This is a genomic window from Streptomyces sp. NPDC058955 (assembly GCF_042741435.1).
In the GTDB taxonomy this organism is placed as follows: domain Bacteria; phylum Actinomycetota; class Actinomycetes; order Streptomycetales; family Streptomycetaceae; genus Streptomyces.
In genome coordinates this window covers 10087-30769 of sequence record NZ_JBHYKM010000091.1, presented here as the reverse complement: position 1 = coordinate 30769, position 20683 = coordinate 10087, and the positions used below count along the sequence as shown (strand labels likewise).

The following is a 20683-nucleotide window of genomic DNA, read 5'->3' as shown; positions in this document are numbered from 1 at the left end:
GAAGACGGCCGAGGCCGTCACCGAGGCGCCCGCCGCCGAGGAAGCCCCGAAGGCTCCCCGTAAGCGGACCGCCGCGAAGAAGACGGCCGCCGCCGTGGCGCCGGACGCGTCGGAGCCGCAGAAGGCGACGACGACCCGTCGGCGCACGGTGAAGAAGGCCGCCGAGGCCCCGGTCGAGGAGGCCCCGAAGGCCCCGCGCAAGCGGGTCGCCAAGAAGGCCGCCCCGGCCCAGCCCGAGGCGTAGCACCGCGCCCGGACCACCGGGCGGTACGGCGGGCTGATCCGGAGGCCACCGTCCGGTTACAGTCCTTGCATGAGCAAGCCGCGCTCCCTGTCGCTGCCGCCCCGCACCCGGGCCCACCGCCTGGAGACCGTGCGCGGCGGATTCTCCGTGCTCGACACCGCCCCGGTCGGCGAGCCGCGCGGGAGCGTCCTGATGCTGCCCGGGTACACCGGCAGCAAGGAGGACTTCCTGGCGCTGCTCGGCCCCCTGAGCGAGGCCGGGTACCGGGTCGTCGCCGTCGACGGCCGCGGGCAGAACGAGTCGTACGGCCCCCGGGGCCGCGCCGCCTACCGCCGCCGGGCCCTCGCGCTGGACGCGGTCGCGCAGGCGGTGGCGCTGCGGGACGGTCCGGTGCATCTGCTCGGGCACTCCTTCGGCGGGCTCGTCGCCCGCTCGGCCGCGGTGCTGGCCCCCCGGGCCTTCCGCTCGCTGACCCTGCTCTCCTCCGGCCCCGGCCGGGTCGCCCGCCCCCAGCGGGTCCGGATCCGGGCGCTGCGGGCCGGGCACGCGCTGCTGGCGAAGGAGCGGGTGTGGCGGACCACGCGGTGGCTGGACAGCCGCGGCGAGGAGCCGGACGAGGCGGTCGACTCGGCCGAGGTGGTGGGCTTCCTGCGGCGCCGCTGGATGCTGACGAAGGTGGCCCAGCTGTCCGGCGCGGGCCGGCTGCTGCTGCGCGACCCGGACGGTCCGGCCGAGCTGGCGGCCCTGGCGCTGCCGGTGCACCTGGCGTACGGCTCCGAGGAGATGGTCTGGCCGCCGGCCGAGCTGGCGGCGGTCGCCGCCCGTACCGGCGCGCACCACACCGTGGTCGAGGGCGCCGGCCACTCCCCCAACGTCTCCCACCCGCGCGAGCTGGCGGAGCGCCTGACCGCCTTCTGGGAGCGGGTCGACACGGCCGAGGCCGCGGAGGAGCCCGTCCTCAGGGTCAGTACTGCGCCCTGAGGTGCTGCCAGAAGCCGTCGCGCAGCGCGCGCCGGAGGGCGCCGTGGCCGCGCAGGGAGCGGCTGAGCCGGGACTCGGCCTCGACGAGGAGGTCCTGGTCGACGGCGGCGGGGAGGTACGGGTCGCCGGGCAGGAGTTCGGCGAGCCGGTCGCGGCCGCGTTCGCCGAGCCAGGTGGCGGCGATCTGGGCGCCCATGAAGCGGACCTCGTCGCGTGAGGGCGGCGGCTCGGACTCGTTCTCGTACATCGTGACCGGGCGCCGGGTGACGTAGGGCCGGCAGAAGTCGAGGTCGAAGGTGCGCCGGCTGTCGACCTCCCAGAGCAGCGCCTCGGCCTGGTTGGGGCCGTCGGCGGCCTCGATGCCCCAGAGGTGGACGCGGGCGCCGTAGCCCTGGGCCGCCTCGACGGCGGAGATCAGGTCCTCGTCGCCGCCGACGAGCGCGGCGTCGCTGATGGCGCGGTGGCGGGCGAGCGACTCCAGGTCGGTGCGGATGAGGGAGTCGACGCCCTTCTGCTGGTTGTCGGCGTTGAGGTTGCCGAGGCGGACCTTGACGTCGGGGAGCTCGGCGATCGACTGCTGTTCGGGGGTGTGGATGCGGCGGCGGGCGCCGTCGTACCAGTACACGCGCAGCAGCCGGGAGTCGGCGAAGACCGTCCGGGCGGTGTCGATGAACGCCTCGATCAGGCCCTCGGCGTCGAGGTCGAAGGAGCGCCGGTCCCCGGAACCGGTCACCAGCAACCCGGCCGAAGCATGGACGTAACCGGCGTCGACGAAGATGGCGTGAGTGGACGGTGTCTTGGCCACCTCGGCCAGCATCCGCCGCAGGAGCTCATTGGTGCGCTCCAGGCGGGCCTCCAGCGCGGCGAGCGCGTGGGGGGTGTCGTCGGCGGGCGGAGCGGGGTGCGTGGCGTCGTTCATCGGCCCTCATTGTCCGCCTCGGGAGGGCGGGCCGCCACACCCGCTACCCGATAGTAGTTAGCCATCCGAAAATTTTCTTTAGCGTAAGGAATGTTTCGGGTGGGGCAGCCGTTAGACACATACGTACGCAGTTCTCCACATGGAGGATCAACTCCGGACGAAGGGAGAAGCCATGCGCTTCGAAATCCTGCGACTCGACGACATCGACGGCACGCCCGTCGACTCGACGGTCGTGGACGCCGCCTCCGTCAACCGGATCGTGCAGCAGGCCGCCGCTGTCGGCCAGCGCATCTGGATCCGACCCGCAGAGACCTCCGCCTCGTAACGAGGGGCCGGGCTCACACCACGCACCGCGCCCCCGCGCGGACTCCGCTTCGACGGAATCCGCACGGGGGCGCAGTGGTGTCCGGACGGGGTCTAGCCGCCCCGGATGACCTGGGTGACGCCGTTGATGATCTGCTGCACGGCGATCGCGGAGAGCATCATGCCGGCGAGCCGGGTGACGAGGACGACGCCGCCGTCCTTGATGACGCGGATGATGCCGAGCGAGTAGCGCATGGCCAGCCAGAGCACGACGTGCATGGCGGCGATGGCGGTCCAGACGGAGATCTGCGCGGAGACGCTGTCGGCGTGCTGGACGGCGAGGATGACCGAGACGATGGCGCCGGGCCCGGCGAGCAGCGGCATGCCGAGCGGCACGAGGGCGACGTTGACGTCCTTGGTCTGCTTGGGCTCGTCGGTCTTGCCGGTGAGCAGGTCGAGCGCGATGAGCAGCAGCAGGAGACCGCCCGCGATCATCAGGGCGGGGACGGAGACGTGCAGGTAGTCGAGGATCTGCTGGCCGAGGACGCCGAAGACGGCGATGACGCCGAAGGCGACGGCGACGGCCTGCCAGGCCATCCGGCGCTGGACCTTGGCGGGGCGGCCGGAGGTCAGCGCGAGGAAGATCGGCGTGATGCCGGGCGGATCCATGATCACGAACAGGGTGAGGAAGAGCGAGCCGAAGACGGCGAGGTCGAACACGTGGGGTGCCTTGCGGTGAGGGTCGAACGGTGGGGTGTGGGGCACCGGACCGGAATGCGGGATTCCGGCATCGGGGCAGGAGTGCCCGCCGCCGCGCGGTGGACGCACGGGCTCGGGGCGGTACGGAAGGGGGCGGGCGGGTCGGCCGGGCAGGAGGCACCCCGGGCGCGGATGGGGCACGGGGCGCCGGGGCCGCTCGGGCGTTCCGGCGGCGACGCGGGGCGGACCCGGTGGGGTCCGCCGGACAGGCCCTAGGCCCGGACTCCGCCGGCACCGGGGACGGGGAAGGCCCCGGTGGCCCGGCGGGTGATCTCGCCGTAGATCTCGGGGTCGGTGGTGTACTCGCCGAGGCGGCAGGTCTTGCGGCTGCCGTGGTAGTCGCTGGAGCCGGTGACCAGCAGGCCCAGCTCCTTGGCGAGCCCGCGCAGCCGGGCGCGGGTGGGCTCGTCGTGGTCCATGTGGTCGACCTCGATGCCGTCGAGCCCGGCCGCGGCGAGGGCGGCGATCGCGGACTCGGGCACGACCTTGCCGCGCTTGACGGCGGCCGGGTGGGCGAAGACGGTGACGCCGCCGGCCGCCTTGACCAGGGCGATCGCCCGCACCGGGTCCAGCTCGTGCTTCTCGACGTGGGCCCGGCCGCCGTCGGCGATCCACTCGGTGGTGAACGCGCCGGAGACGTCGGGGACGACACCCAGCTCGACCAGGGCCTCGGCGACGTGCGGGCGGCCCACGGAGCCGTCGCCGGCGATCCGGGCGACCTGCTCCCAGGTGACCGGCACGCCCAGCTCCTGGAGCCGGCCGACCATGGCCCGGGCGCGCGGCACCCGGTCGTCGCGGACCAGCTCGCGCTCGGCGAGCAGCGCCGGCTCCTCGGGGTCGAAGAGGTAGGCGAGCATGTGCAGGCCGATGCCGTCGAGGCGGCAGGAGAGCTCGGCGCCGGGGACGACGGTCAGCCCCTCGGGCGCGGCGGCGATCGCCTCGGCGTGCCCGCGGGTGGTGTCGTGGTCGGTGAGCGCGACGACGTCGAGCCCGGCCGCGGCGGCGTTCCGCACCAGCTCGGCGGGGGTGTCGGTGCCGTCGGAGGCCGTGGAGTGGCTGTGCAGGTCGATGTGCACGACGCGGTTCTCCAGGGGCTCGGCACGGATGAGTGACGCTCCAGCATAACGGGCGATCAGCCCCCGGTTGTACGGAGTCGATCCCGGCGGCACCTGTTACACCGCCGGGGGTCGCCGTCCCGTCAGCCGAGCAGGCGCGGGGTGAGCGCCCCGCAGGGCAGCAGCTCGACCTCGGCGCCCGCGTCCCGCAGGTCGGTGAGGACCAGCTCGTCGTACATGAGCAGCCCGGACTGCTCGGGCCAGACGATCGCCCAGAGCCAGAGCCCACGGGCCTCGCCGGCGAAGACGGCCCGGTCGTGCGGGGTGCCGGTGACGTGCCAGAGGGGGGTGGGGCGGCCGGCGGCGAGGACCTTGGCCTGCGGCGGCTTGTCGATCGCCATGCCGGAGCCGGGGTCGGGGCCGTCGATGCCGGCGTACCGGGCGCCGAGGCCGACGCCCAGCTCCTCGGCGACGAGCAGCAGCTCGCCGATGCCGCCGAGCGGGCCGGGACCGGAACAGGCGACGGCGGTGGCGCGGCCGCCGCTGCGGTCGTCACCGGCGTAGGTGACCCCGGTGAAGAGCCAGCCGACCGGGAGCGGCCAGGGCATCCAGACGGGCACGTGGGAGCGCTGGACGACGACGGAGAGGGCTTCGACGCTCGGCGGGATCACGGGCTGCAGCGGATGCACGGGCCCGTGCACGTCGCACTGCCAGGAGTCGGCGAAGAGACCGGGCGCCCTGACCCGACCACCACACTTCGGACAACTGGGTTCGCCCCTCATAGGGCTCAACGGTCCTACCGCACGCGCCTCCCGTCAAGGACGGCGGCGGCCGATCACCCGTCCGGACCGTGCCCGTCACCCGGACGCCGCCGGACCCCGGCGCGGACCCTCAGTCCAGGGCCACGGAACCGCGCAGCGGATCCCGCAGGTCCGTGCCCTTCGCCAGCCAGCGCTCCTCCAGGGCCTGCGCCCCGTGCACCCGCTTCCAGGCGGCCTCGTTCGGGGTCATCGGCAGCAGCGGCAGGAACCGGACCGGGTCCATCGGCTCGTCCAGCTCCAGGTCCTCCACCAGGCCGCCCGACTCGGCGACCAGGACCGAGGTGAAGCCGGCCCCCGGCCACAGCGGCTCGCCGACGTCCAGCGAGGCGCCGGGGGCGACGATCACGCCCTCCACCTGAGGGGTCGCGGCGAGCACCGCCAGCGGGCGCAGCACCTTGTCGGTGTCCGCGCGCCCGAGGCGCACGGTCAGGACCAGTTCGGCGCGCGGGCCCTTCACCGGGTCGGCGAGCGCGGCCGTCGGGTCGGCCATCGGCGCCGCGGACATGCCCAGCGTGGCGTAGCGCACGAGGCCCGCCTCCGCGTCGACGAAGCGGAGCACCTCGATGCGGTCGGTGCCGAGGAAGGTCACCGCGGCCCGCGCGTCCGGTTCGCCGAGGGCCGTACGCAGCCGGGCCTCGACCAGTGCAAGAACTTCTCCCATGCGGCGAGCATAGATCGCGTATGGAACGGGCAAAGTAAGGGATTGACCCTCGGTCGGCTGATAGTGTTGGCCACTGGTCGGGTTTCCCGACTGTGCGTCACACGTCGTCCCTCACGAGGGACCGGCCGGAGGAGGTGGGACTGCGATGGACCGAAGTCGATCGGGCAGTACCAGTCGCTCTTCCGCCGCTCCGCACCCGAGCCCGGTGCGTTCCTCCCTCCGGTGACACCGGGTCCCCGAACCGGGACCCCCCTCCGGCATCGCGTCCGACGGAAGAGCATCCCCTCTTTGCCTGTCTGAGTTGCGACCGCCGTCGCCGCGATCCGCCGGTGCCGCCCGCTTTGTGGACGAAGCTTCCCCACGTCCTCATTCCGGGTTGCGCCACGCTCGCCGACGGCCTGTCCGTGAAGGAGAGCACGCCCATGTCGATGATCCGTGACCTGCGCGCCGCCGTTCGGCCGAGCCTGCGCCCGAGCCTGCGCAAGACCCCGACCACGTACACGAACTACGACCCGACCCGCGACCACTCGGCCTCCAGCGCCATCGTCGACTGCGCCGTCTACCGCGACGGGCGCCGGATCGACGACCGCGCCTGCCTCACCCCGCGCGGCGCCATGTCGCAGGTGCGGGAGTCCGGCGGCTTCGCGTGGATCGGCCTGCACGAGCCGACCGAGGCCGAATTCGCCGGTATCGCCGCCGAGTTCGGGCTCCACCCGCTCGCCGTCGAGGACGCCGTCCACGCCCACCAGCGGCCCAAGCTGGAGCGGTACGACGACACCCTCTTCACCGTGTTCAAGACGATCCACTACGTCGAGCACGCCGAACTCACCGCCACCAGCGAGGTGGTGGAGACCGGCGAGGTGATGTGCTTCACCGGCCCGGACTTCGTCATCACCGTCCGGCACGGCGGCCAGGGCTCGCTGCGCAACCTCCGGCACCGCCTCCAGGGCGAGCCGGAGCTCCTCGCCAAGGGGCCCTCGGCCGTCCTGCACGCCCTCGCCGACCATGTCGTCGACGGCTACATCGCGGTCGCCGACGCCGTCGAACTCGACATCGACCAGCTGGAGATCGACGTCTTCTCGCCGGCCGCGAAGGGCTCCACGCGCGGCACCGACACCGGCCGGATCTACCAGCTCAAGCGCGAGGTGCTGGAGTTCAAGCGGGCCGTCACCCCGCTGCTGCGCCCGATGCAGCTGCTGAGCGAGCGGCCCATGCGGCTGGTCGACCCGGACATCCAGAAGTACTTCCGGGACGTCGCCGACCACCTCGCCCGCGTCCAGGAGCAGGTCGTCGGCTTCGACGAGCTGCTGAACTCGATCCTCCAGGCCAACCTGGCGCAGGCGACCGTCGCGCAGAACGAGGACATGCGCAAGATCACCTCGTGGGCGGCGATCGTCGCCGTCCCCACGGCGGTCTGCGGGGTCTACGGCATGAACTTCGAGTACATGCCGGAGCTCCAGTGGAAGTTCGGCTACCCGATGGTGCTCGGCGGCATCGCCGTCATCTGCTTCACCATCCACCGCACCCTGAAGCGCAACGGCTGGCTCTGACGGGCCTGCCGTTAGGCTTCGGGCCATGACAGAAGAGCTGTTCCTCGTCGAGGAGGCCACCAAGAAGTCCGGTCTCGTCTGGGTCCGGGGCACCGGACCCGCCCGGGCGCTCTGGCACGTCTGGCACGACGGCGCCGCCCATGTGGTCGGCGACGGCCCCGGCGAGCAGCCGCTGCCCGGCCTCGCCGACGGCGGCACCGCCGAGGTCACGGTCCGCAGCAAGGACAAGGGCGGCCGGATCGTCTCCTGGACGGCCGCCGTCCGCCAGCTCTCCCCCGGCAGCGAGGAGTGGGACGCCGCCGTCGCCGAACTGAAGGGCAAGCGGCTCAACGCGCCCGACGGCGAGGCGATGCCCGGGCGCTGGGCGCGCGAGTGCCGCGTCCTGCGCCTCGACCCGCGCGCCGCCACCACCGAACTGCCGGACGGCTCGCTCGCCGCGGTCCCGCTCCCCTCCGCCGCGACCACCCGCCGCCCGGTCCCGGCCGGCCTGCCGAAGCTGCTGTTCCGCCGGAAGAAGGGCTAGGCGCGGGGCAGCTGGCGGCCGTAGTCGAGGGTTTCCTCGCGGCTCGGCTCGGTGAGCGGGAAGTCCTTGTCCCACTCGGAGAGCACCACCAGGCCCGCTCCCCCGCCCCGGGCGAACTGGAGCGGGTACGGGGAGCCCTCCAGGGCCACGTCGAGGGTGCCGCCCTCGCCGTCCGCGCCGCCCTTCACCTTCACCGTGCGGACGCCGCCGATCTGGTCCCGGTCGCCCTTGACGACGTCCCCGTGCAGTCCGATGATCCCGCGCAGCAGCTGGTCCATCTCGGTGAAGCCGCGCAGCTGCTTGTACGAGGGGTCGTCGCTCGGCACCTTCACGTACATGTCGTCCAGCTTGTCTGCGGCCTCCGTGTCGGCCTCGCTGGGCTTGCCGTCGCCCTCCTCCTCGTGCGTCCAGAAGCCCGCGTCGGCCTTCAGATAGAGGGCGTCGCCGACCCGCAGCAGCTCGAAGGTGTTGTTCTTCGTGGTCACCGAGCCGGCGCCGCCGTTCTGCTTCAGCCGCATGTTCAGCTTGAAGGTGCCGCCCTTGCTGACCAGGGTGCCGGAGAGCCGGACCGCCTTCGCGGTGTCCGCCGCCGTCCGGGCCTCCTTCTCGATCTCCGGCGCCGACAGTCTCCCGACCCCGTTGGTCCCCTCGTCCGGGTCGGCCGCGCAGGCCGTCAGGCCCACCGTCAGCCCCGCGCACAGCGCCAGCGGCACGGCCGCCCTGCGGAACCGGGCGGCGGACAGCGTCCGGGCGGGCGCCGGCGGTACGGACGGGATACGCGATGACGGGGTACGGACGGTCACCTGCGCTGCCTCTCGTTCTGCGGTGGGGGAACGGCCCCGGCCGTACACACACGGCGGAAGGGGCCGCCGGGGGTCGGCCGGAGGGGCCGGCCGGTGCCGGTGGGGGGCGGCAGACCGCAGCGTACCCGGGCCGGCCGGGCGTCCCCGCAGGCAGCCGGACGGCGGCGCTGCCGGAGCGGGGTCGAACACCTCGGGCTAGCCTGAACCATGCGGAGCCCCGGCAGGGTCCCGCACCGGCCGTGCGGCCCCGCGGGGGCGGCCCGGCGACCCCGGATCGTGCGGCAGCGAGGAGGCGCGAGGCATGGCGGCAGGCGCCCCCCGGATCTTCGTCTCCCACCTCGCCGGCGTGCCCGTCTTCGACCCCGTCGGCGACCAGGTGGGCCGGGTCAGCGACCTGGTCGCGATGCTCCGCGTCGGCCGCCGCCCGCCCCGGCTCCTCGGCATGGTCGTGGAGGTGCTGAGCCGGCGCCGGGTCTTCGTCCCGATGACCCGGATCACGGGCGTCGAGTCCGGCCAGGTCATCACCACCGGCGTGGTCAACATGCGCCGCTTCGAGCAGCGGCCGACCGAGCGGCTCGTCCTCGGCGAGCTCCTCGACCGGCGGGTCACCCTGGTCGAGACCGGCGAGGAGGTCACCGTCCTCGACATCGCCATCCAGCAGCTGCCGGCCCGCCGTGACTGGGAGATCGACAAGGTCTTCGTCCGCCGGGGCAAGGGCGGGGCGCTGCGCCGCAAGGGGGAGGCGCTGACCGTGGAGTGGTCGGCGGTCACCGGCTTCTCCCTGGAGGAGCACGGGCAGGGCGCCGAGAGCCTGGTCGCCACCTTCGAGAAGCTCCGCCCCGCCGACCTCGCCAACGCCCTCCACCACCTCTCCCCCAAGCGGCGCGCCGAGGTCGCCGCCGCCCTCGACGACGACCGGCTCGCCGACGTCCTGGAGGAGCTGCCCGAGGACGACCAGGTGGAGATCCTCGGCAAGCTGAAGGAGGAGCGGGCCGCCGACGTCCTGGAGGCGATGGACCCGGACGACGCCGCCGACCTCCTCAACGAGCTGCCGGACGAGGAGAAGGAACGGCTGCTCACCCTGATGCGGCCGGACGACGCCGCCGACGTGCGCCGGCTGATGTCGTACGAGGAGCGGACCGCGGGCGGTCTGATGACCACCGAGCCGATCGTGCTGCGCCCGGACGCCACCGTCGCCGACGCGCTCGCCCGGGTCCGCCAGCAGGACCTGTCGCCGGCGCTCGCGGCGCAGGTGTACGTGTGCCGGCCGCCGGACGAGACGCCGACCGGGAAGTACCTGGGCACGGTCCACTTCCAGCGGCTGCTGCGCGACCCGCCGTTCACGCTGGTCAGCTCGCTGGTCGACAGCGATCTGCCGCCGCTCGGCCCGGACACCCCGCTGCCGGCCGTGACCAGCTACTTCGCCGCGTACAACCTGGTGGCGGCGCCGGTCGTGGACGAGAGCGGTTCGCTGCTCGGCGCGGTCACCGTCGACGACGTGCTCGACCACCTGCTGCCGGACGACTGGCGGGAGACGGAGTTCCACGAGGAGGCGGTGCGCGGTGGCTGAGCGGCCGCAGGAGCGGGAACGGGACCGGGAGCGGGACCGGCAGCTGCCGCGGATCCGGCTCGACCTGCCGCGCGAGCGCCGGGCCCGGCTGCTGCCGGAGTACGACCCGGAGGCCTTCGGGCGGCTCTCGGAGCGGATCGCCCGCTTCCTGGGGACGGGCCGGTTCCTGGTCTGGATGACGCTGACGATCATCGTCTGGGTCGGCTGGAACATCTTCGCCCCGGCGTCCCTGAAGTTCGACGAGTACCCCTTCATCTTCCTGACGCTGGCGCTCTCCCTGCAGGCGTCGTACGCCGCCCCGCTGATCCTGCTGGCGCAGAACCGGCAGGACGACCGGGACCGGGTCAACCTGGAGCAGGACCGCAAGCAGAACGAGCGCTCGATCGCCGACACGGAATACCTGACCCGGGAGATCGCCGCGCTCCGGATGGGCCTCGGCGAGGTCGCCACCCGGGACTGGATCCGCTCCGAACTGCAGGACCTGGTGAGGGAACTGGAGGAGCGCGGACAGGAACGCGATCTATTCCCGCCGGACGGCGAGCGGCGGAGTGACGTACCCGACCGTTGACAGCCCTTTCATAGCCACGTGGTCGTCGCCGTACCATCAGACCTATGGCTACGGAAGACGCGGTGCTCGAAGCACTGGCGACGGTGAACGACCCCGAGATCAATCGTCCGATCACGGAACTCGGCATGGTCAAGTCGGTGGAGATCGGACCGGACGGCAAGGTCGCGGTGACGGTCTACCTGACGGTCTCCGGCTGCCCGATGCGCGACACCATCACGCAACGCGTCACCGAGGCCGTGTCCCGCGTCGAGGGCGTCACCGGCGTCGACGTGACGCTGGACGTGATGAGCGACGAGCAGCGCAAGGAGCTGGCGGCGGCGCTGCGCGGCACCACCGCCGAGCGCGAGGTGCCCTTCGCGAAGCCGGGCTCGCTGACCCGGGTGTACGCGGTCGCCTCCGGCAAGGGCGGCGTCGGCAAGTCCTCGGTGACCGTGAACCTGGCGGCGGCGATGGCCGCCGACGGCCTGAAGGTCGGTGTCGTCGACGCGGACATCTACGGCCACAGCGTGCCGCGGATGCTGGGCGCGGACGGCCGTCCGACCCAGGTCGAGAACATGATCATGCCGCCGTCGGCGAACGGCGTGAAGGTCATCTCGATCGGCATGTTCACCCCGGGCAACGCGCCGGTGGTGTGGCGCGGCCCGATGCTGCACCGCGCGCTCCAGCAGTTCCTCGCGGACGTGTACTGGGGCGACCTGGACGTCCTGCTGCTCGACCTGCCCCCGGGCACCGGCGACATCGCGATCTCGGTCGCGCAGCTGGTGCCGAACGCGGAGATCCTGGTCGTCACCACCCCGCAGCAGGCGGCGGCCGAGGTCGCCGAGCGGGCCGGCTCGATCGCCGTGCAGACCCACCAGAAGATCGTCGGTGTCGTCGAGAACATGGCGGGCCTGCCCTGCCCGCACTGCGACGAGATGGTGGACGTCTTCGGCACGGGCGGCGGCCAGACGGTCGCGGACGGCCTGTCCCGCACCACCGGTACGACGGTCCCGGTCCTCGGCTCCATCCCGATCGACGTCCGGCTGCGCGAGGGCGGCGACGACGGTCGCCCGGTCGTCCTCTCCGACCCCGACTCCCCGGCCGGCGCCGCCCTCCGCGCCATCGCCGGCAAGCTCGGCGGCCGCCAGCGCGGCCTCTCCGGCCTGAGCCTCGGCATCACGCCGCGCAACAAGTTCTGAGACACGGCGAAGGGCGCCCCGCGGCGGGGCGCCCTTCGTCGTACCCGGGACCGTCAGGCGTACAGCCCGAGGTCCTTGATCTGCGCGAAGCCCAGCCCGTACGCGCTCATGCCGCGCCCGTACGCCCCGATGTGCGCCTCTCCGGCGGAGCCGGCCAGCACCCATCCGAACTCGGACTCGCGGTAGTGGAAGGGCACCGGCACCCCGTCCACGGGCAGGGACAGCGTCGTCCACGCGGGCCCGTCGAGGTCGTCGGCCAGCTCGAAGGCCGTCTCGGTCTGCTGGTCGAGCCAGTGGTCCCGCAGCCCGTGGTCGAGGGAGGCGGGCCAGGTGTGGGCGAGCAGCCCGGAGCCGGCCAGCCAGGCCGCGGAGGAGACGGTGGTGGCGTCGAGGACGCCGGTGCCGTCGCCGGTGCGCCGCACGGGGTTCGCGGCGACCGTCACGACGACGGCGAACCGCTCCTTCTCCGTGCCGGCGGCCTCGGACTTTATCGACGGCTCGTCACCGTGGCCCACCGAGCCGTGCTGGACGGTGCCGTCCGCCGCCGTGCCGATCTGCATCAGCCGGCGGGGCCCGGTGAACGCCTCGTCGAGCCCGTACCAGGCGAAGGGTGCGCGCAGAAACCCCTCGGCTTCCACCCGACTCGTCGTCTTCATCTCGGCCGCCTCCTCGTTCCGTCAACTCAAGGAGGATAGCGACCGGTCGGTGACCGCCCGTGTCAGGTGCGTCGTCAGGTGGCGTCGGAGTCGTACGGCGGCCGCTCGGGCGCGGCCGGCGGGTCCTGCTTCTTCAGCAGGTCCGGACCGGAGCCGTTGACCGTGGCGGGGGCCGCCGCGGGGGCGCTCTCGCGCCCGTTGACGGCGTCGGCGACCTCGTTCATCTCCTTGCGGAGGTCGAACGTGGAGCGCAGCTCCTTGAGCTCGCTGAGGTCCTCGTTGCCGTCGAGCTGCTTGCGGATGAAGGTCTTCGGGTTGAGGTCCTCGAACTCGAAGTCCTTGAAGTCCGGGCCGAGCTCGGTGCGGATGTCCTGCTTGGCGCTGTCGGAGAACTCCCGGATCTTCCGGATGAAGCGCGAGACGTCCTGGATGACCTTCGGCAGCTTGTCCGGGCCGAAAATGAGCACGGCGAGCACGATGAGCGTCACCAGCTCGAGTGCGCCTATGTCGCTGAACACCTAGTAGCTCCTTCACGCCGGACCAGGGCGGCCCGCACCACGGTACCCGCCCGAGCTGCGGGACGGGTACCTTGCGATGTCCGCCACATGTACCTCAGGTGCCCTGTGCCGACCCCAGCGTGACGGTCCGGGTGAGTTCGCCGCCGTCGCGGGTCAGGGTCAGGACGAGCGCGTCGCCGGGGCGGTGGGCGCGGATCTTCACGATGAGCTCCTCGCCGTTGTGGACCCGCTGGCCGTCGACCTTGGTGATGACGTCGCCGGGGCGCAGGCCGGCCTTGGCCGCGGGGCCGTCGGGGGTGACGGACGGGGTGCCGTCCTTGCCCTTGTCGCCGACGCGGGCGCCGTCGCCGTTGAACTGCATGTCGAGGCTGACGCCGATGACCGGGTGGGTGGCCTTGCCGGTGTTGATGAGTTCCTCGGCGACCCGCTTGCCCTGGTTGATCGGGATGGCGAAGCCGAGGCCGATGGAGCCGGCCTGGGCGCCGTCCCCGCCGCCGTCGCCGGAGCCTCCGGCGGCGCGGATGGCGCTGTTGATGCCGATGACGCGGCCCTTGCCGTCGAGGAGGGGGCCGCCGGAGTTGCCGGGGTTGATGGGCGCGTCGGTCTGGAGGGCGTCGACGTAGGAGATGTCGCTGCCGTCGCCCTTCTCGCCGCCCGCGGTGATCGGGCGCTCCTTGGCGCTGATGATGCCGGAGGTGACCGTGTTGGAGAGGTCGAAGGGGGCGCCGATGGCGACGACGGGGTCGCCGACGCGCACGTCGTCGGAGTTGCCGAGCGGGAGGGGCCGGAGGCCGGTGACGCCGGTGACCTGGACGACGGCGAGGTCGTAGCCGGTGTCCTTGCCGATGAGCTTGGCGGAGGCGGTCTCGCCGCTGGAGAAGGTGACGGTGATGTCGCCGGAGGACGCGGCGGCGTCGACGACGTGGTTGTTGGTGAGGATGTGGCCGCGGTTGTCGAGGACGAAGCCGGTGCCGGTGCCGGCCGAGCCGCCGCCGCTGACGTGCAGGGTGACGACGCCGGGCAGGGCGCTGGCGGCGATGCCGGCGACGCTGTCGGGGGCGCGGTCGGTGTGCCCGGCCCCGGCCTGCGGGAGTTCGACGGTGGTGAGGCCGCCGTTGCGCTCGACGTAGGCGCCGACGCCGCCGCCGATGACGCCGGTGACGAGGGCGAAGGCGAGGGCGCCGACAAGGGCGAGGCCGCGCCGGGACTTCTTCCGGGCGGGCGGGGGTACGGCTCCGGGGCCGGCGCCCCAGGGGTCGTACTGGCCCCAGACGGGCGTCTGCGGCGGCACGGGCCCCTGCGGCGGCGGTACGGCCCCGTGCGGGGGCACGGCGGCCTGCGGGGCCGGTACGGGTGCGGCGGGCCGCTGCACCGGCGGTGCGGGCGCCCACGGTCCGGGCTCGCCGTAGGGCGGCGTCCGGTACTCGTCGGGCTCGTGGAGCGGCTGCGGCGCGGCCGCGGCCGGCTCGGCGGCGACGGGCGCGGGCTCGGAGACCGGCGCGGCGGCCGGGGCGGGCTCGGAGGCCGGCGCGGTTTCGGGCGCGGCGGCCGGGGCGGGTTCCTTCGTCATGTCGACCTTGGGGGCGGCGGGCGCCTCCGTGGCCTGCTCCGGCGCGGCGGGCTCGGCCGGGTCCGGAGCCTGGAGGGGGAAGTCGTCCTCCTCCGCCGGGGGCGGCGTGGGTATCCGCGCCGCCTCCGGGGGCGTCGAAGGCCGGCTCCACCAGTTCGGCTTCCCGTCGTTCATGCTCTCCCCGCAACCGCTGACCCGTGAGCGTCCCTGTGTCGGGCGCTCTGACCGAGGATTCAACCAGGTCGGAGGTCAGCGGGGGGAGTCCGGCGGGGTCCCGGGCGGGCTGGGGGACGGGCTCGGGGCCGGGCCGAAGGCCAGCTGGAGAGCGGGGGCCGTCGGGCGTATGAACGGCGAGAGGGCGAAGAGCGACTGCGTCTGCGCCGCTCGGAGCCGTACCGCCGTGACCGGACCGGCGCGGTCCACGTCCGCCGGGACGGCTCCCGAGGGGACGGTGCCGCCCGGGGCGAGCGGGGCGCCGGCGATCGACTGGGCGCCGCCGGTGGAGCGCTCGGAGCGGTCCGAGCGGCCGGCCGCCGAGCCGGCGGGGCCCGCCGAGGCGCCCGCGCGCAGCGGGGTGACCGCGCTGCCGGTGCCCTGCCCGCCGCGGGCGGTGGTGGTGAGGGAGCTCTCGACGGGCAGCGTGCCGCCGAGGGCGATGGCCGCGAAGGAGACCGCGCCGGCGGCGGCGACGGCGAAGCGCCGGCCCCGTCCTGACGAGGTGACGGTGTGGACCCGGAAGCCGGTGGAGGTGTCGGGGGCGACGGGCGCCGCGGTGGCGAAGCCGTCGCTCTTCACGCCGCCGGCTTCGAGCAGCTGCTCCAGCGGGGAGCGGCCGGGATCGCCGGGGCCGCCGGGGAGGCCCTGGAGGCGGGCGAGGAAACCCTCGGAGGGCTGGGGGGCTCCGCTGGAGGCGAAGACGTTCTTCAGGGCGCGCTGCGCGTCGGCCTCGGCCTTGCAGCGGGCACAGGTGGCGAGGTGGGCCAGGACCCGCTCGCGGGCGTCATGGCCGAGCTCGCCGTCGACGAGCGCGGCGAGCCGGTCCCCGAGGTGGTGCTCGGCGGGGCTCGGGGACGGGGGACGGGTGCCGCTCACGCTGTCCCGGCCTCCCATCCGACGGTGGCCAGGGCACGCTCGGCGCGGGCCTCGGGCGAGCGGTGCTTGAGCGCCTTGCGCAGGTGGGAGCGGCCGCGGTGGATCCGGCTGCGGACGGTGCCGAGCTTCACGCCGAGGGTCGCGGCGATCTCCTCGTACGACAGTCCCTCGATGTCGCACAGGACGACGGCGGCGCGGAACTCGGGCGCCAGGGTGTCGAGGGCCTGCTGGACGTCGGCGTCGAAGTGGGTGTCGTTGAACACCTGCTGCGGGGAGGGCTCGCGGCTGGGGAGCCGCTCGGCCGCGTCGTCGGCGAGCGCGTCGAAGCGGATGCGCTGCTTGCGGCGGACCATGTCGAGGAACAGGTTGGTGGTGATGCGGTGCAGCCAGCCCTCGAAGGTGCCGGGGGTGTACGTCGACAGCGAGCGGAAGACGCGGACGAAGACCTCCTGGGTGAGGTCCTCGGCGTCGTGCTGGTTGCCGGTGAGGCGGTAGGCCAGTCGGTAGACGCGACCGCTGTGCGTGCTGACGATCTCCTCCCAGGTGGGCGGAGTCCACGCCTGCGATTCCGCATCCGATGCGAAGGTCGCGGTGGTGGGTGCGGTGGCAGTGCGGTGGCTCTGGTCAGCGGTGTCGGTCACGGATTTCGGCTCACCCGCCGACCTGAGGAGGCGTCGGAACGCCCCTCTCCGATCCACAGGCGCAGCCGCACCTCCCCTATCGGCTCTGGTGGTGTCCAGTGGAGCCCCTACCATAGCCACCTCGCCCGTTAGCTCCGGATAAGAATCTTTACGCGCATTTGAATCGGGGTCGCCCGGCGGTCCTCGTGCGCGTCCTTCCCCTGGTGAACGCCCGGTCCCATCTGCGGGTTCCCGCTGACAGCGGATACAGTCACCGTTGCGCCAACTAAGGGGACAGGAGAGGGCCATTACCGCCAACCGGCAGACCGACTGGGCGCTCGCCGACGCCTTCGTCCCCGAGGACGACGCACTGCGCTGGGCCCGGGAACGGGCCCGGGAGGCGGGGCTGGCCCCGGTGTCCCAGGGCACCGGTGCGGCGCTGCGTCTGCTGGCCGCGTCGGCGGACGCCAAGGCGGTCGCCGAGATCGGTACGGGCACGGGCGTGTCGGGGATCTACCTGCTGCTGGGGATGCGTCCGGACGGCACCCTGACCACGGTGGACGTGCAGCCGGAGCACCAGCAGTTCGCGAAGACGGCGTTCCGGGCGGCGGGTTTCGCCGGCAACCGGGCGCGGTTCATCCCCGGTCGGGCCCTGGACGTGCTGCCGCGGCTCGCGGACGGCGGGTACGACCTGGTCTTCTGCGACGGCGACCGGGCGGAGTACCCGGACTATCTCGCTGAATCGTTGCGCCTGCTCCGACCTGGGGGTCTGGTCTGCTTCGAGGGCGTCTTCGCGGAGGGCCGCACGGTCGATTCGGGGGCCCAGCCGGCCGAGGTGCAGCGGGTCCGCGAGCTGCTGCGGACGGTCCGGGAGAGCTCCCAGCTGCTGCCGACCCTGCTGCCGGTGGGCGACGGACTGCTCTGCGCGGTCCGGCGCGGCTGACCGCGCCCGCGGCGGGACGGACTCCGCCCCCGGGGCCCCGGACACACCGCTGCCCCGGACGGCCGGGGCCGTACCGGGGCAGCGGTCAGGAAAACGGGGAGGGTCAGCCGACGACCTGCTTCAGGGCGTCACCGAGAGCCTGTGCCTCGTCCGGGGTCAGCTCGACCACGAGCCGACCGCCGCCTTCGAGCGGAACGCGCATGACGATGCCCCGCCCCTCCTTGGTCACCTCGAGCGGGCCGTCACCCGTCCGCGGCTTCATGGCCGCCATGCTCGTTCCCCTTCCTGAAACCAGCTCATCTTCAGCCGGGCAGTTCCGCACCGCGGAGCACGCCTCACCGGCTTCGAACACATTGCTTCCCGGTCATTATCCCGCATCGCAGGACCCGATGACCAACATCGATCCGCATCGCTTGGGCAACGCGCTCTCGCAAAAGCCCACATTTCGGCGTCGGGCCTGCGATACTTCGCCGCCGCGGGTCGCTCCGCGGGCCCCGATTCTTTGACGCAGCTCACATGGGCGGTACGGGTGATCTCCGTCATGCTGGGCTGATCAGCCGATGCACGAGACGAAGGGGTCCCGATGGCCGACACGGTCCTGTACGAAGTGAGCGACGGGCTCGCCACCATCACGCTCAACCGGCCCGAGGCCATGAACGCGCTGAACATCGCGGCGAAGGTGGCGCTGCGGGACGCGGCGGAGGCGGCGGCGGCCGACCCGGCGGTCCGGGCGGTGCTGCTGACGGCGGCCGGCGACCGGGCGTTCTGCGTCGGCCAGGACCTGAAGGAGCACGTCGGTCTGCTCCTCCAGGACCAGGAGACGGGCAGCCGCGACACGATGAACACGGTCCGGGACCACTACAACCCGATCGTCCGGGCGATCACCGGCATGAAGAAGCCCGTGATCGCCGCGGTGAACGGCGTCGCCGCCGGCGCCGGCTTCGGCTTCGCGCTCGCCGCGGACTACCGGATCGTCGCCGACACCGCCACCTTCAACACCTCGTTCGCGGGCGTGGCGCTCACCGCGGACTCGGGCATGTCCTGGACGCTGCCCCGGCTGATCGGCCGGAGCCGCGCCTCGGACCTGCTGCTCTTCCCCCGCTCGATCGGCGCCCAGGAGGCGTACGAGCTGGGCATCGTGAACCGTCTGGTGCCGGCCGCCGAACTGGCCGAGCAGGCCCGCGAGCTGGCCCGGAAGCTCGCCGAGGGCCCCACCGTGGCGTACGCGGCGCTCAAGGAGTCCGTGGCCTACGGCGCCGACCACTCGCTCGACGAGGCCCTGGCGAAGGAGGACGAGCTCCAGACCCTGGCCGGCGCCTCCGAGGACCACACCATCGCGGTCCGCGCCTTCCTCGCCAAGGAGAAGCCGAAGTACCTCGGGAAGTGACGGGCGCCGGGGCGGCTACCGGCCGCCCCGGGCCACGCAGTCCGTCAGATGGTCGTCGACCAGGCCGCACGCCTGCATCAGGGCATAGGCCGTGGTCGGGCCGACGAAGCGGACGCCCCGCTTCTTCAGCGCCTTCGCCAGGGCCGTGGACTCGTCGGTCACGGCCGGGACGTCGGCGAGGGTGCGCGGGGCGGGGCGGCTCGCCGGGTCGGGCGCGTGGGACCAGATCAGCGCGTCCAGCTCGCCGGGGGCCCAGTCGGCGAGCAGCTTCGCGTTGGCGAGGGTCGCGTCGACCTTGGCCCGGTTGCGGATGATGCCCTCGTCGGCGAGGAGCCGCTCGCGGTCCGCGTCGCCGAAGCCGGCGACGGAGGCGATGCGGAAGTCCGCGAAGGCGCGCCGGAAGCCCTCGCGGCGGCGCAGGATGGTGATCCAGGACAGGCCCGACTGGAACGCCTCCAGGCAGAGCCGTTCGAAGAGGGCGTCGTCGCCGTGGACCGGGCGGCCCCACTCCTCGTCGTGGTACGCGGTGTAGTCCTCGGTCGACAGGCCCCAGGGGCAGCGCGGCAGCCCGTCGGGACCCGGGATCGCCCCGCCGGTCATCGCTCGTCGCCCTCCGCCGTCCCGCGGCCGGCCGGCCCGGCCGCGAGGGCCGCCTCCAGCTCCGCGATCCGGGCGTCGCGCTCGGCGAGTTCGGCGGCGAGCCGGTCCAGGACGTCGTCGACGTCCTCCATCCGGTAGCCGCGGGCGGCTACCGGCAGCCGCAGCGCCTCGACGTCCGCGCGGTCCAGGGGGCGGCTCAGCGGCAGCGGGTCCACCAGCTGCTCGGGGGCCGCGTCGGGCAGCACCTCGCTGTCGCCGCCGCCGACCACGGCGAGGGTCACGGCCGCGACGACCACGACCATCGTGATGAGCAGAAACCAGAACACCAGCGCGCCTCTCCCGGAATGGAAAACGTCCCGTGCCGATCGTGCCATGCGCCGCCGACAGTTAGGGTCGCAGACGACTGCACAGGACGCCGTCGACCGGTCGCGAGGGAGGACATAAGGGATGCTGCGCTTGGGACGGCGTGAATTCGGGCCGCACGAGCCGGTGATCATGGCGATCGTGAACCGGACCCCGGACTCCTTCTACGACCAGGGCGCGACCTTCCGCGACGAGCCGGCGCTCGCCCGCGTCGAGCAGGCGGTGGCCGAGGGCGCCGCGATCATCGACATCGGCGGGGTCAAGGCGGGCCCCGGCGAGGAGGTCACGGCCGAGGAGGAGGCCCGCCGCACGGTCGGCTTCGTCGCGGAGGTCCGGCGCCGCCACCCCGACGTGGTGATCAGCGTGGACACCTGGCGGGCGGACGTCGGCGAGGCGGTCTGCGAGGCCGGCGCGGACGTGCTCAACGACGCGTGGGGCGGGGTCGACCCGCGGCTCGCCGAGGTCGCCGCGCGGTACGGCGCGGGGCTGGTCTGCACCCACGCGGGCGGCGCCGAGCCGCGGACCCGCCCGCACCGGGTGGAGTACGAGGACGTGATGGCCGACATCCTGCGGGTCACCGTGGGCCTGGCCGAGCGGGCGGTCGCGCTGGGCGTGCGGCGGGACGGGATCATGATCGACCCCGGCCACGACTTCGGGAAGAACACCCGGCACAGCCTGGAGGCGACGCGGCGCCTCGGCGAGATGGCGGAGACGGGGTGGCCGGTCCTCGTCTCCCTGTCGAACAAGGACTTCGTCGGGGAGACGCTGGACCGGCCGGTGAAGGAGCGGGTGCTGGGGACGCTGGCCACGACCGCCGTGTCGGCGTGGCTGGGGGCCCGGGTGTACCGCGTCCACGAGGTCGCGGAGACGCGGCAGGTCCTGGACATGGTGGCGTCCATCGCCGGTCACCGTCCTCCGGCGGTCGCCCGGCGCGGGCTGGCGTAGTCGGGCGGGGTGCGGGAGGGGGCGCCTGCGGCGGGCTTCTCCCCCACCCCGCCC

Annotated in this window: 24 protein-coding genes and 1 pseudogene; 11 read left to right on the top strand and 14 right to left on the bottom strand. The window is 73.4% G+C overall.

The window, feature by feature from the left end:
• A pseudogene (locus ACFW1I_RS28135) lies at positions 1-244 on the top strand (ATP-dependent helicase); the annotation flags it as partial.
• Between the two features lie 69 nt (positions 245-313).
• A complete protein-coding gene (locus ACFW1I_RS28130; RefSeq protein ID WP_384675099.1) occupies positions 314-1225 on the top strand; it encodes an alpha/beta fold hydrolase in 912 nt (303 codons plus the stop codon).
• On the opposite strand, the gene ACFW1I_RS28125 is transcribed toward ACFW1I_RS28130, so the two are convergent.
• On the bottom strand, positions 1209-2144 hold the full coding sequence (locus tag ACFW1I_RS28125) for an NYN domain-containing protein (protein WP_384675097.1): 936 nt from the start codon (positions 2142-2144) through the stop codon (positions 1209-1211). The two genes, ACFW1I_RS28130 and ACFW1I_RS28125, sit on opposite strands and share 17 nt — an antisense overlap.
• A 172-nt stretch (positions 2145-2316) precedes the next feature.
• Here ACFW1I_RS28125 and ACFW1I_RS28120 point away from each other — a divergent pair, with 172 nt between their 5' ends.
• Complete coding sequence (locus tag ACFW1I_RS28120; protein WP_376435415.1) at positions 2317-2469, top strand: hypothetical protein; 153 nt, start codon at positions 2317-2319, stop codon at positions 2467-2469.
• Between the two features lie 92 nt (positions 2470-2561).
• On the opposite strand, the gene ACFW1I_RS28115 is transcribed toward ACFW1I_RS28120, so the two are convergent.
• From ACFW1I_RS28115 to ACFW1I_RS28100, 4 genes are all read right to left on the bottom strand, one after another.
• Entirely contained in the window at positions 2562-3167 is a 606-nt protein-coding gene (locus ACFW1I_RS28115; protein WP_384675094.1) for a MarC family protein, read from the bottom strand.
• Between the two features lie 251 nt (positions 3168-3418).
• The gene (locus ACFW1I_RS28110; RefSeq protein WP_384675092.1) at positions 3419-4282 is read right to left on the bottom strand and encodes a PHP domain-containing protein; all 864 of its coding nucleotides are present in this window, start codon (positions 4280-4282) and stop codon (positions 3419-3421) included.
• Positions 4283-4404: 122 nt separating this feature from the next.
• On the bottom strand, positions 4405-5043 hold the full coding sequence (locus ACFW1I_RS28105) for a DUF6758 family protein (protein WP_384675090.1): 639 nt from the start codon (positions 5041-5043) through the stop codon (positions 4405-4407).
• A gap of 109 nt (positions 5044-5152) precedes the next feature.
• The gene (locus ACFW1I_RS28100; protein WP_384675088.1) at positions 5153-5743 is read right to left on the bottom strand and encodes a suppressor of fused domain protein; all 591 of its coding nucleotides are present in this window, start codon (positions 5741-5743) and stop codon (positions 5153-5155) included.
• 422 nt (positions 5744-6165) lie between these two features.
• Between ACFW1I_RS28100 and ACFW1I_RS28095 the strand changes: the two genes are divergently transcribed.
• Positions 6166-7293 (top strand): magnesium and cobalt transport protein CorA, encoded by a 1128-nt coding sequence (locus ACFW1I_RS28095; protein WP_384675087.1) that lies wholly within the window; start codon positions 6166-6168, stop codon positions 7291-7293.
• Between the two features lie 25 nt (positions 7294-7318).
• Positions 7319-7816: a hypothetical protein gene (locus ACFW1I_RS28090; RefSeq protein ID WP_384675085.1), complete on the top strand. Its 498-nt coding sequence runs from the start codon at positions 7319-7321 to the stop codon at positions 7814-7816.
• Here the strand turns inward: ACFW1I_RS28090 and ACFW1I_RS28085 are convergent.
• Positions 7813-8559, bottom strand: coding sequence for a hypothetical protein (locus ACFW1I_RS28085; RefSeq protein WP_384675105.1), 747 nt, complete (start codon positions 8557-8559; stop codon positions 7813-7815). The two genes, ACFW1I_RS28090 and ACFW1I_RS28085, sit on opposite strands and share 4 nt — an antisense overlap.
• 361 nt (positions 8560-8920) lie before the next feature.
• Here ACFW1I_RS28085 and ACFW1I_RS28080 point away from each other — a divergent pair, with 361 nt between their 5' ends.
• The 3 genes from ACFW1I_RS28080 to ACFW1I_RS28070 are packed head-to-tail and all read left to right on the top strand — an operon-like array spanning position 8921 to position 11935.
• Entirely contained in the window at positions 8921-10189 is a 1269-nt protein-coding gene (locus ACFW1I_RS28080; protein ID WP_384675083.1) for a magnesium transporter MgtE N-terminal domain-containing protein, read from the top strand.
• Complete coding sequence (locus ACFW1I_RS28075) at positions 10182-10757, top strand: DUF1003 domain-containing protein (protein WP_384675081.1); 576 nt, start codon at positions 10182-10184, stop codon at positions 10755-10757. Before ACFW1I_RS28080 ends, ACFW1I_RS28075 begins: the two co-directional genes overlap by 8 nt.
• A gap of 44 nt (positions 10758-10801) precedes the next feature.
• On the top strand, positions 10802-11935 hold the full coding sequence (locus tag ACFW1I_RS28070) for an Mrp/NBP35 family ATP-binding protein (RefSeq protein WP_384675079.1): 1134 nt from the start codon (positions 10802-10804) through the stop codon (positions 11933-11935).
• Between the two features lie 53 nt (positions 11936-11988).
• Here ACFW1I_RS28070 and ACFW1I_RS28065 read toward each other — a convergent pair whose 3' ends face one another.
• The 5 genes from ACFW1I_RS28065 to sigE form a co-directional block, all read right to left on the bottom strand.
• Positions 11989-12591, bottom strand: a complete 603-nt coding sequence (locus ACFW1I_RS28065) for a hypothetical protein (RefSeq protein WP_384675077.1) — start codon at positions 12589-12591, stop codon at positions 11989-11991.
• 74 nt (positions 12592-12665) lie between these two features.
• Positions 12666-13109, bottom strand: coding sequence for a sec-independent translocase (locus ACFW1I_RS28060; RefSeq protein WP_384675075.1), 444 nt, complete (start codon positions 13107-13109; stop codon positions 12666-12668).
• A 94-nt stretch (positions 13110-13203) separates the two neighbouring features.
• Positions 13204-14853, bottom strand: coding sequence for a S1C family serine protease (locus ACFW1I_RS28055; protein WP_384675073.1), 1650 nt, complete (start codon positions 14851-14853; stop codon positions 13204-13206).
• Between the two features lie 75 nt (positions 14854-14928).
• A complete protein-coding gene (locus ACFW1I_RS28050; protein WP_384675071.1) occupies positions 14929-15771 on the bottom strand; it encodes an anti-sigma factor family protein in 843 nt (280 codons plus the stop codon).
• Positions 15768-16526, bottom strand: coding sequence for an RNA polymerase sigma factor SigE (sigE, locus tag ACFW1I_RS28045; RefSeq protein ID WP_078868384.1), 759 nt, complete (start codon positions 16524-16526; stop codon positions 15768-15770). Before sigE ends, ACFW1I_RS28050 begins: the two co-directional genes overlap by 4 nt.
• 142 nt (positions 16527-16668) lie before the next feature.
• Between sigE and ACFW1I_RS28040 the strand changes: the two genes are divergently transcribed.
• Positions 16669-17334, top strand: a complete 666-nt coding sequence (locus ACFW1I_RS28040) for an O-methyltransferase (RefSeq protein ID WP_384675069.1) — start codon at positions 16669-16671, stop codon at positions 17332-17334.
• A 103-nt stretch (positions 17335-17437) separates the two neighbouring features.
• Here the strand turns inward: ACFW1I_RS28040 and ACFW1I_RS28035 are convergent, their stop codons facing one another.
• Positions 17438-17605, bottom strand: coding sequence for a DUF3117 domain-containing protein (locus tag ACFW1I_RS28035; protein ID WP_073809075.1), 168 nt, complete (start codon positions 17603-17605; stop codon positions 17438-17440).
• Between the two features lie 312 nt (positions 17606-17917).
• On the opposite strand from ACFW1I_RS28035, the gene ACFW1I_RS28030 reads away from it, so the two are divergent.
• Entirely contained in the window at positions 17918-18721 is an 804-nt protein-coding gene (locus ACFW1I_RS28030) for an enoyl-CoA hydratase/isomerase family protein (RefSeq protein WP_384675067.1), read from the top strand.
• Between the two features lie 15 nt (positions 18722-18736).
• On the opposite strand, the gene ACFW1I_RS28025 is transcribed toward ACFW1I_RS28030, so the two are convergent.
• Both ACFW1I_RS28025 and ACFW1I_RS28020 read right to left on the bottom strand, forming a co-directional pair.
• Positions 18737-19321, bottom strand: a complete 585-nt coding sequence (locus ACFW1I_RS28025) for a DNA-3-methyladenine glycosylase I (RefSeq protein ID WP_384675065.1) — start codon at positions 19319-19321, stop codon at positions 18737-18739.
• Positions 19318-19647: a DivIVA domain-containing protein gene (locus ACFW1I_RS28020; protein ID WP_384675064.1), complete on the bottom strand. Its 330-nt coding sequence runs from the start codon at positions 19645-19647 to the stop codon at positions 19318-19320. The genes ACFW1I_RS28025 and ACFW1I_RS28020 overlap by 4 nt, the downstream gene beginning before the upstream one ends.
• Positions 19648-19768: 121 nt before the next feature.
• On the opposite strand from ACFW1I_RS28020, the gene folP reads away from it, so the two are divergent.
• A complete protein-coding gene (folP, locus tag ACFW1I_RS28015; protein WP_384675062.1) occupies positions 19769-20629 on the top strand; it encodes a dihydropteroate synthase in 861 nt (286 codons plus the stop codon).
• Positions 20630-20683: the final 54 nt, after the last annotated feature.

What these genes read in the sequence shown, in the direction of transcription:
- ACFW1I_RS28130 (WP_384675099.1), top strand. Translation starts at nt 314, where the DNA reads ATGAGCAAGCCGCGCTCCCTGTCGCTGCCGCCCCGCACCCGGGCCCAC.
- ACFW1I_RS28125 (WP_384675097.1), bottom strand. Translation starts at nt 2,144, where the DNA reads ATGAACGACGCCACGCACCCCGCTCCGCCCGCCGACGACACCCCCCAC.
- ACFW1I_RS28120 (WP_376435415.1), top strand. Translation starts at nt 2,317, where the DNA reads ATGCGCTTCGAAATCCTGCGACTCGACGACATCGACGGCACGCCCGTC.
- ACFW1I_RS28105 (WP_384675090.1), bottom strand. Translation starts at nt 5,043, where the DNA reads ATGAGGGGCGAACCCAGTTGTCCGAAGTGTGGTGGTCGGGTCAGGGCG.
- ACFW1I_RS28100 (WP_384675088.1), bottom strand. Translation starts at nt 5,743, where the DNA reads ATGGGAGAAGTTCTTGCACTGGTCGAGGCCCGGCTGCGTACGGCCCTC.
- ACFW1I_RS28095 (WP_384675087.1), top strand. Translation starts at nt 6,166, where the DNA reads ATGTCGATGATCCGTGACCTGCGCGCCGCCGTTCGGCCGAGCCTGCGC.
- ACFW1I_RS28090 (WP_384675085.1), top strand. Translation starts at nt 7,319, where the DNA reads ATGACAGAAGAGCTGTTCCTCGTCGAGGAGGCCACCAAGAAGTCCGGT.
- ACFW1I_RS28080 (WP_384675083.1), top strand. Translation starts at nt 8,921, where the DNA reads ATGGCGGCAGGCGCCCCCCGGATCTTCGTCTCCCACCTCGCCGGCGTG.
- ACFW1I_RS28070 (WP_384675079.1), top strand. Translation starts at nt 10,802, where the DNA reads ATGGCTACGGAAGACGCGGTGCTCGAAGCACTGGCGACGGTGAACGAC.
- ACFW1I_RS28065 (WP_384675077.1), bottom strand. Translation starts at nt 12,591, where the DNA reads ATGAAGACGACGAGTCGGGTGGAAGCCGAGGGGTTTCTGCGCGCACCC.
- ACFW1I_RS28055 (WP_384675073.1), bottom strand. Translation starts at nt 14,853, where the DNA reads ATGAACGACGGGAAGCCGAACTGGTGGAGCCGGCCTTCGACGCCCCCG.
- sigE (WP_078868384.1), bottom strand. Translation starts at nt 16,526, where the DNA reads ATGGTAGGGGCTCCACTGGACACCACCAGAGCCGATAGGGGAGGTGCG.
- ACFW1I_RS28035 (WP_073809075.1), bottom strand. Translation starts at nt 17,605, where the DNA reads ATGGCGGCCATGAAGCCGCGGACGGGTGACGGCCCGCTCGAGGTGACC.
- ACFW1I_RS28030 (WP_384675067.1), top strand. Translation starts at nt 17,918, where the DNA reads ATGGCCGACACGGTCCTGTACGAAGTGAGCGACGGGCTCGCCACCATC.
- ACFW1I_RS28025 (WP_384675065.1), bottom strand. Translation starts at nt 19,321, where the DNA reads ATGACCGGCGGGGCGATCCCGGGTCCCGACGGGCTGCCGCGCTGCCCC.
- folP (WP_384675062.1), top strand. Translation starts at nt 19,769, where the DNA reads ATGCTGCGCTTGGGACGGCGTGAATTCGGGCCGCACGAGCCGGTGATC.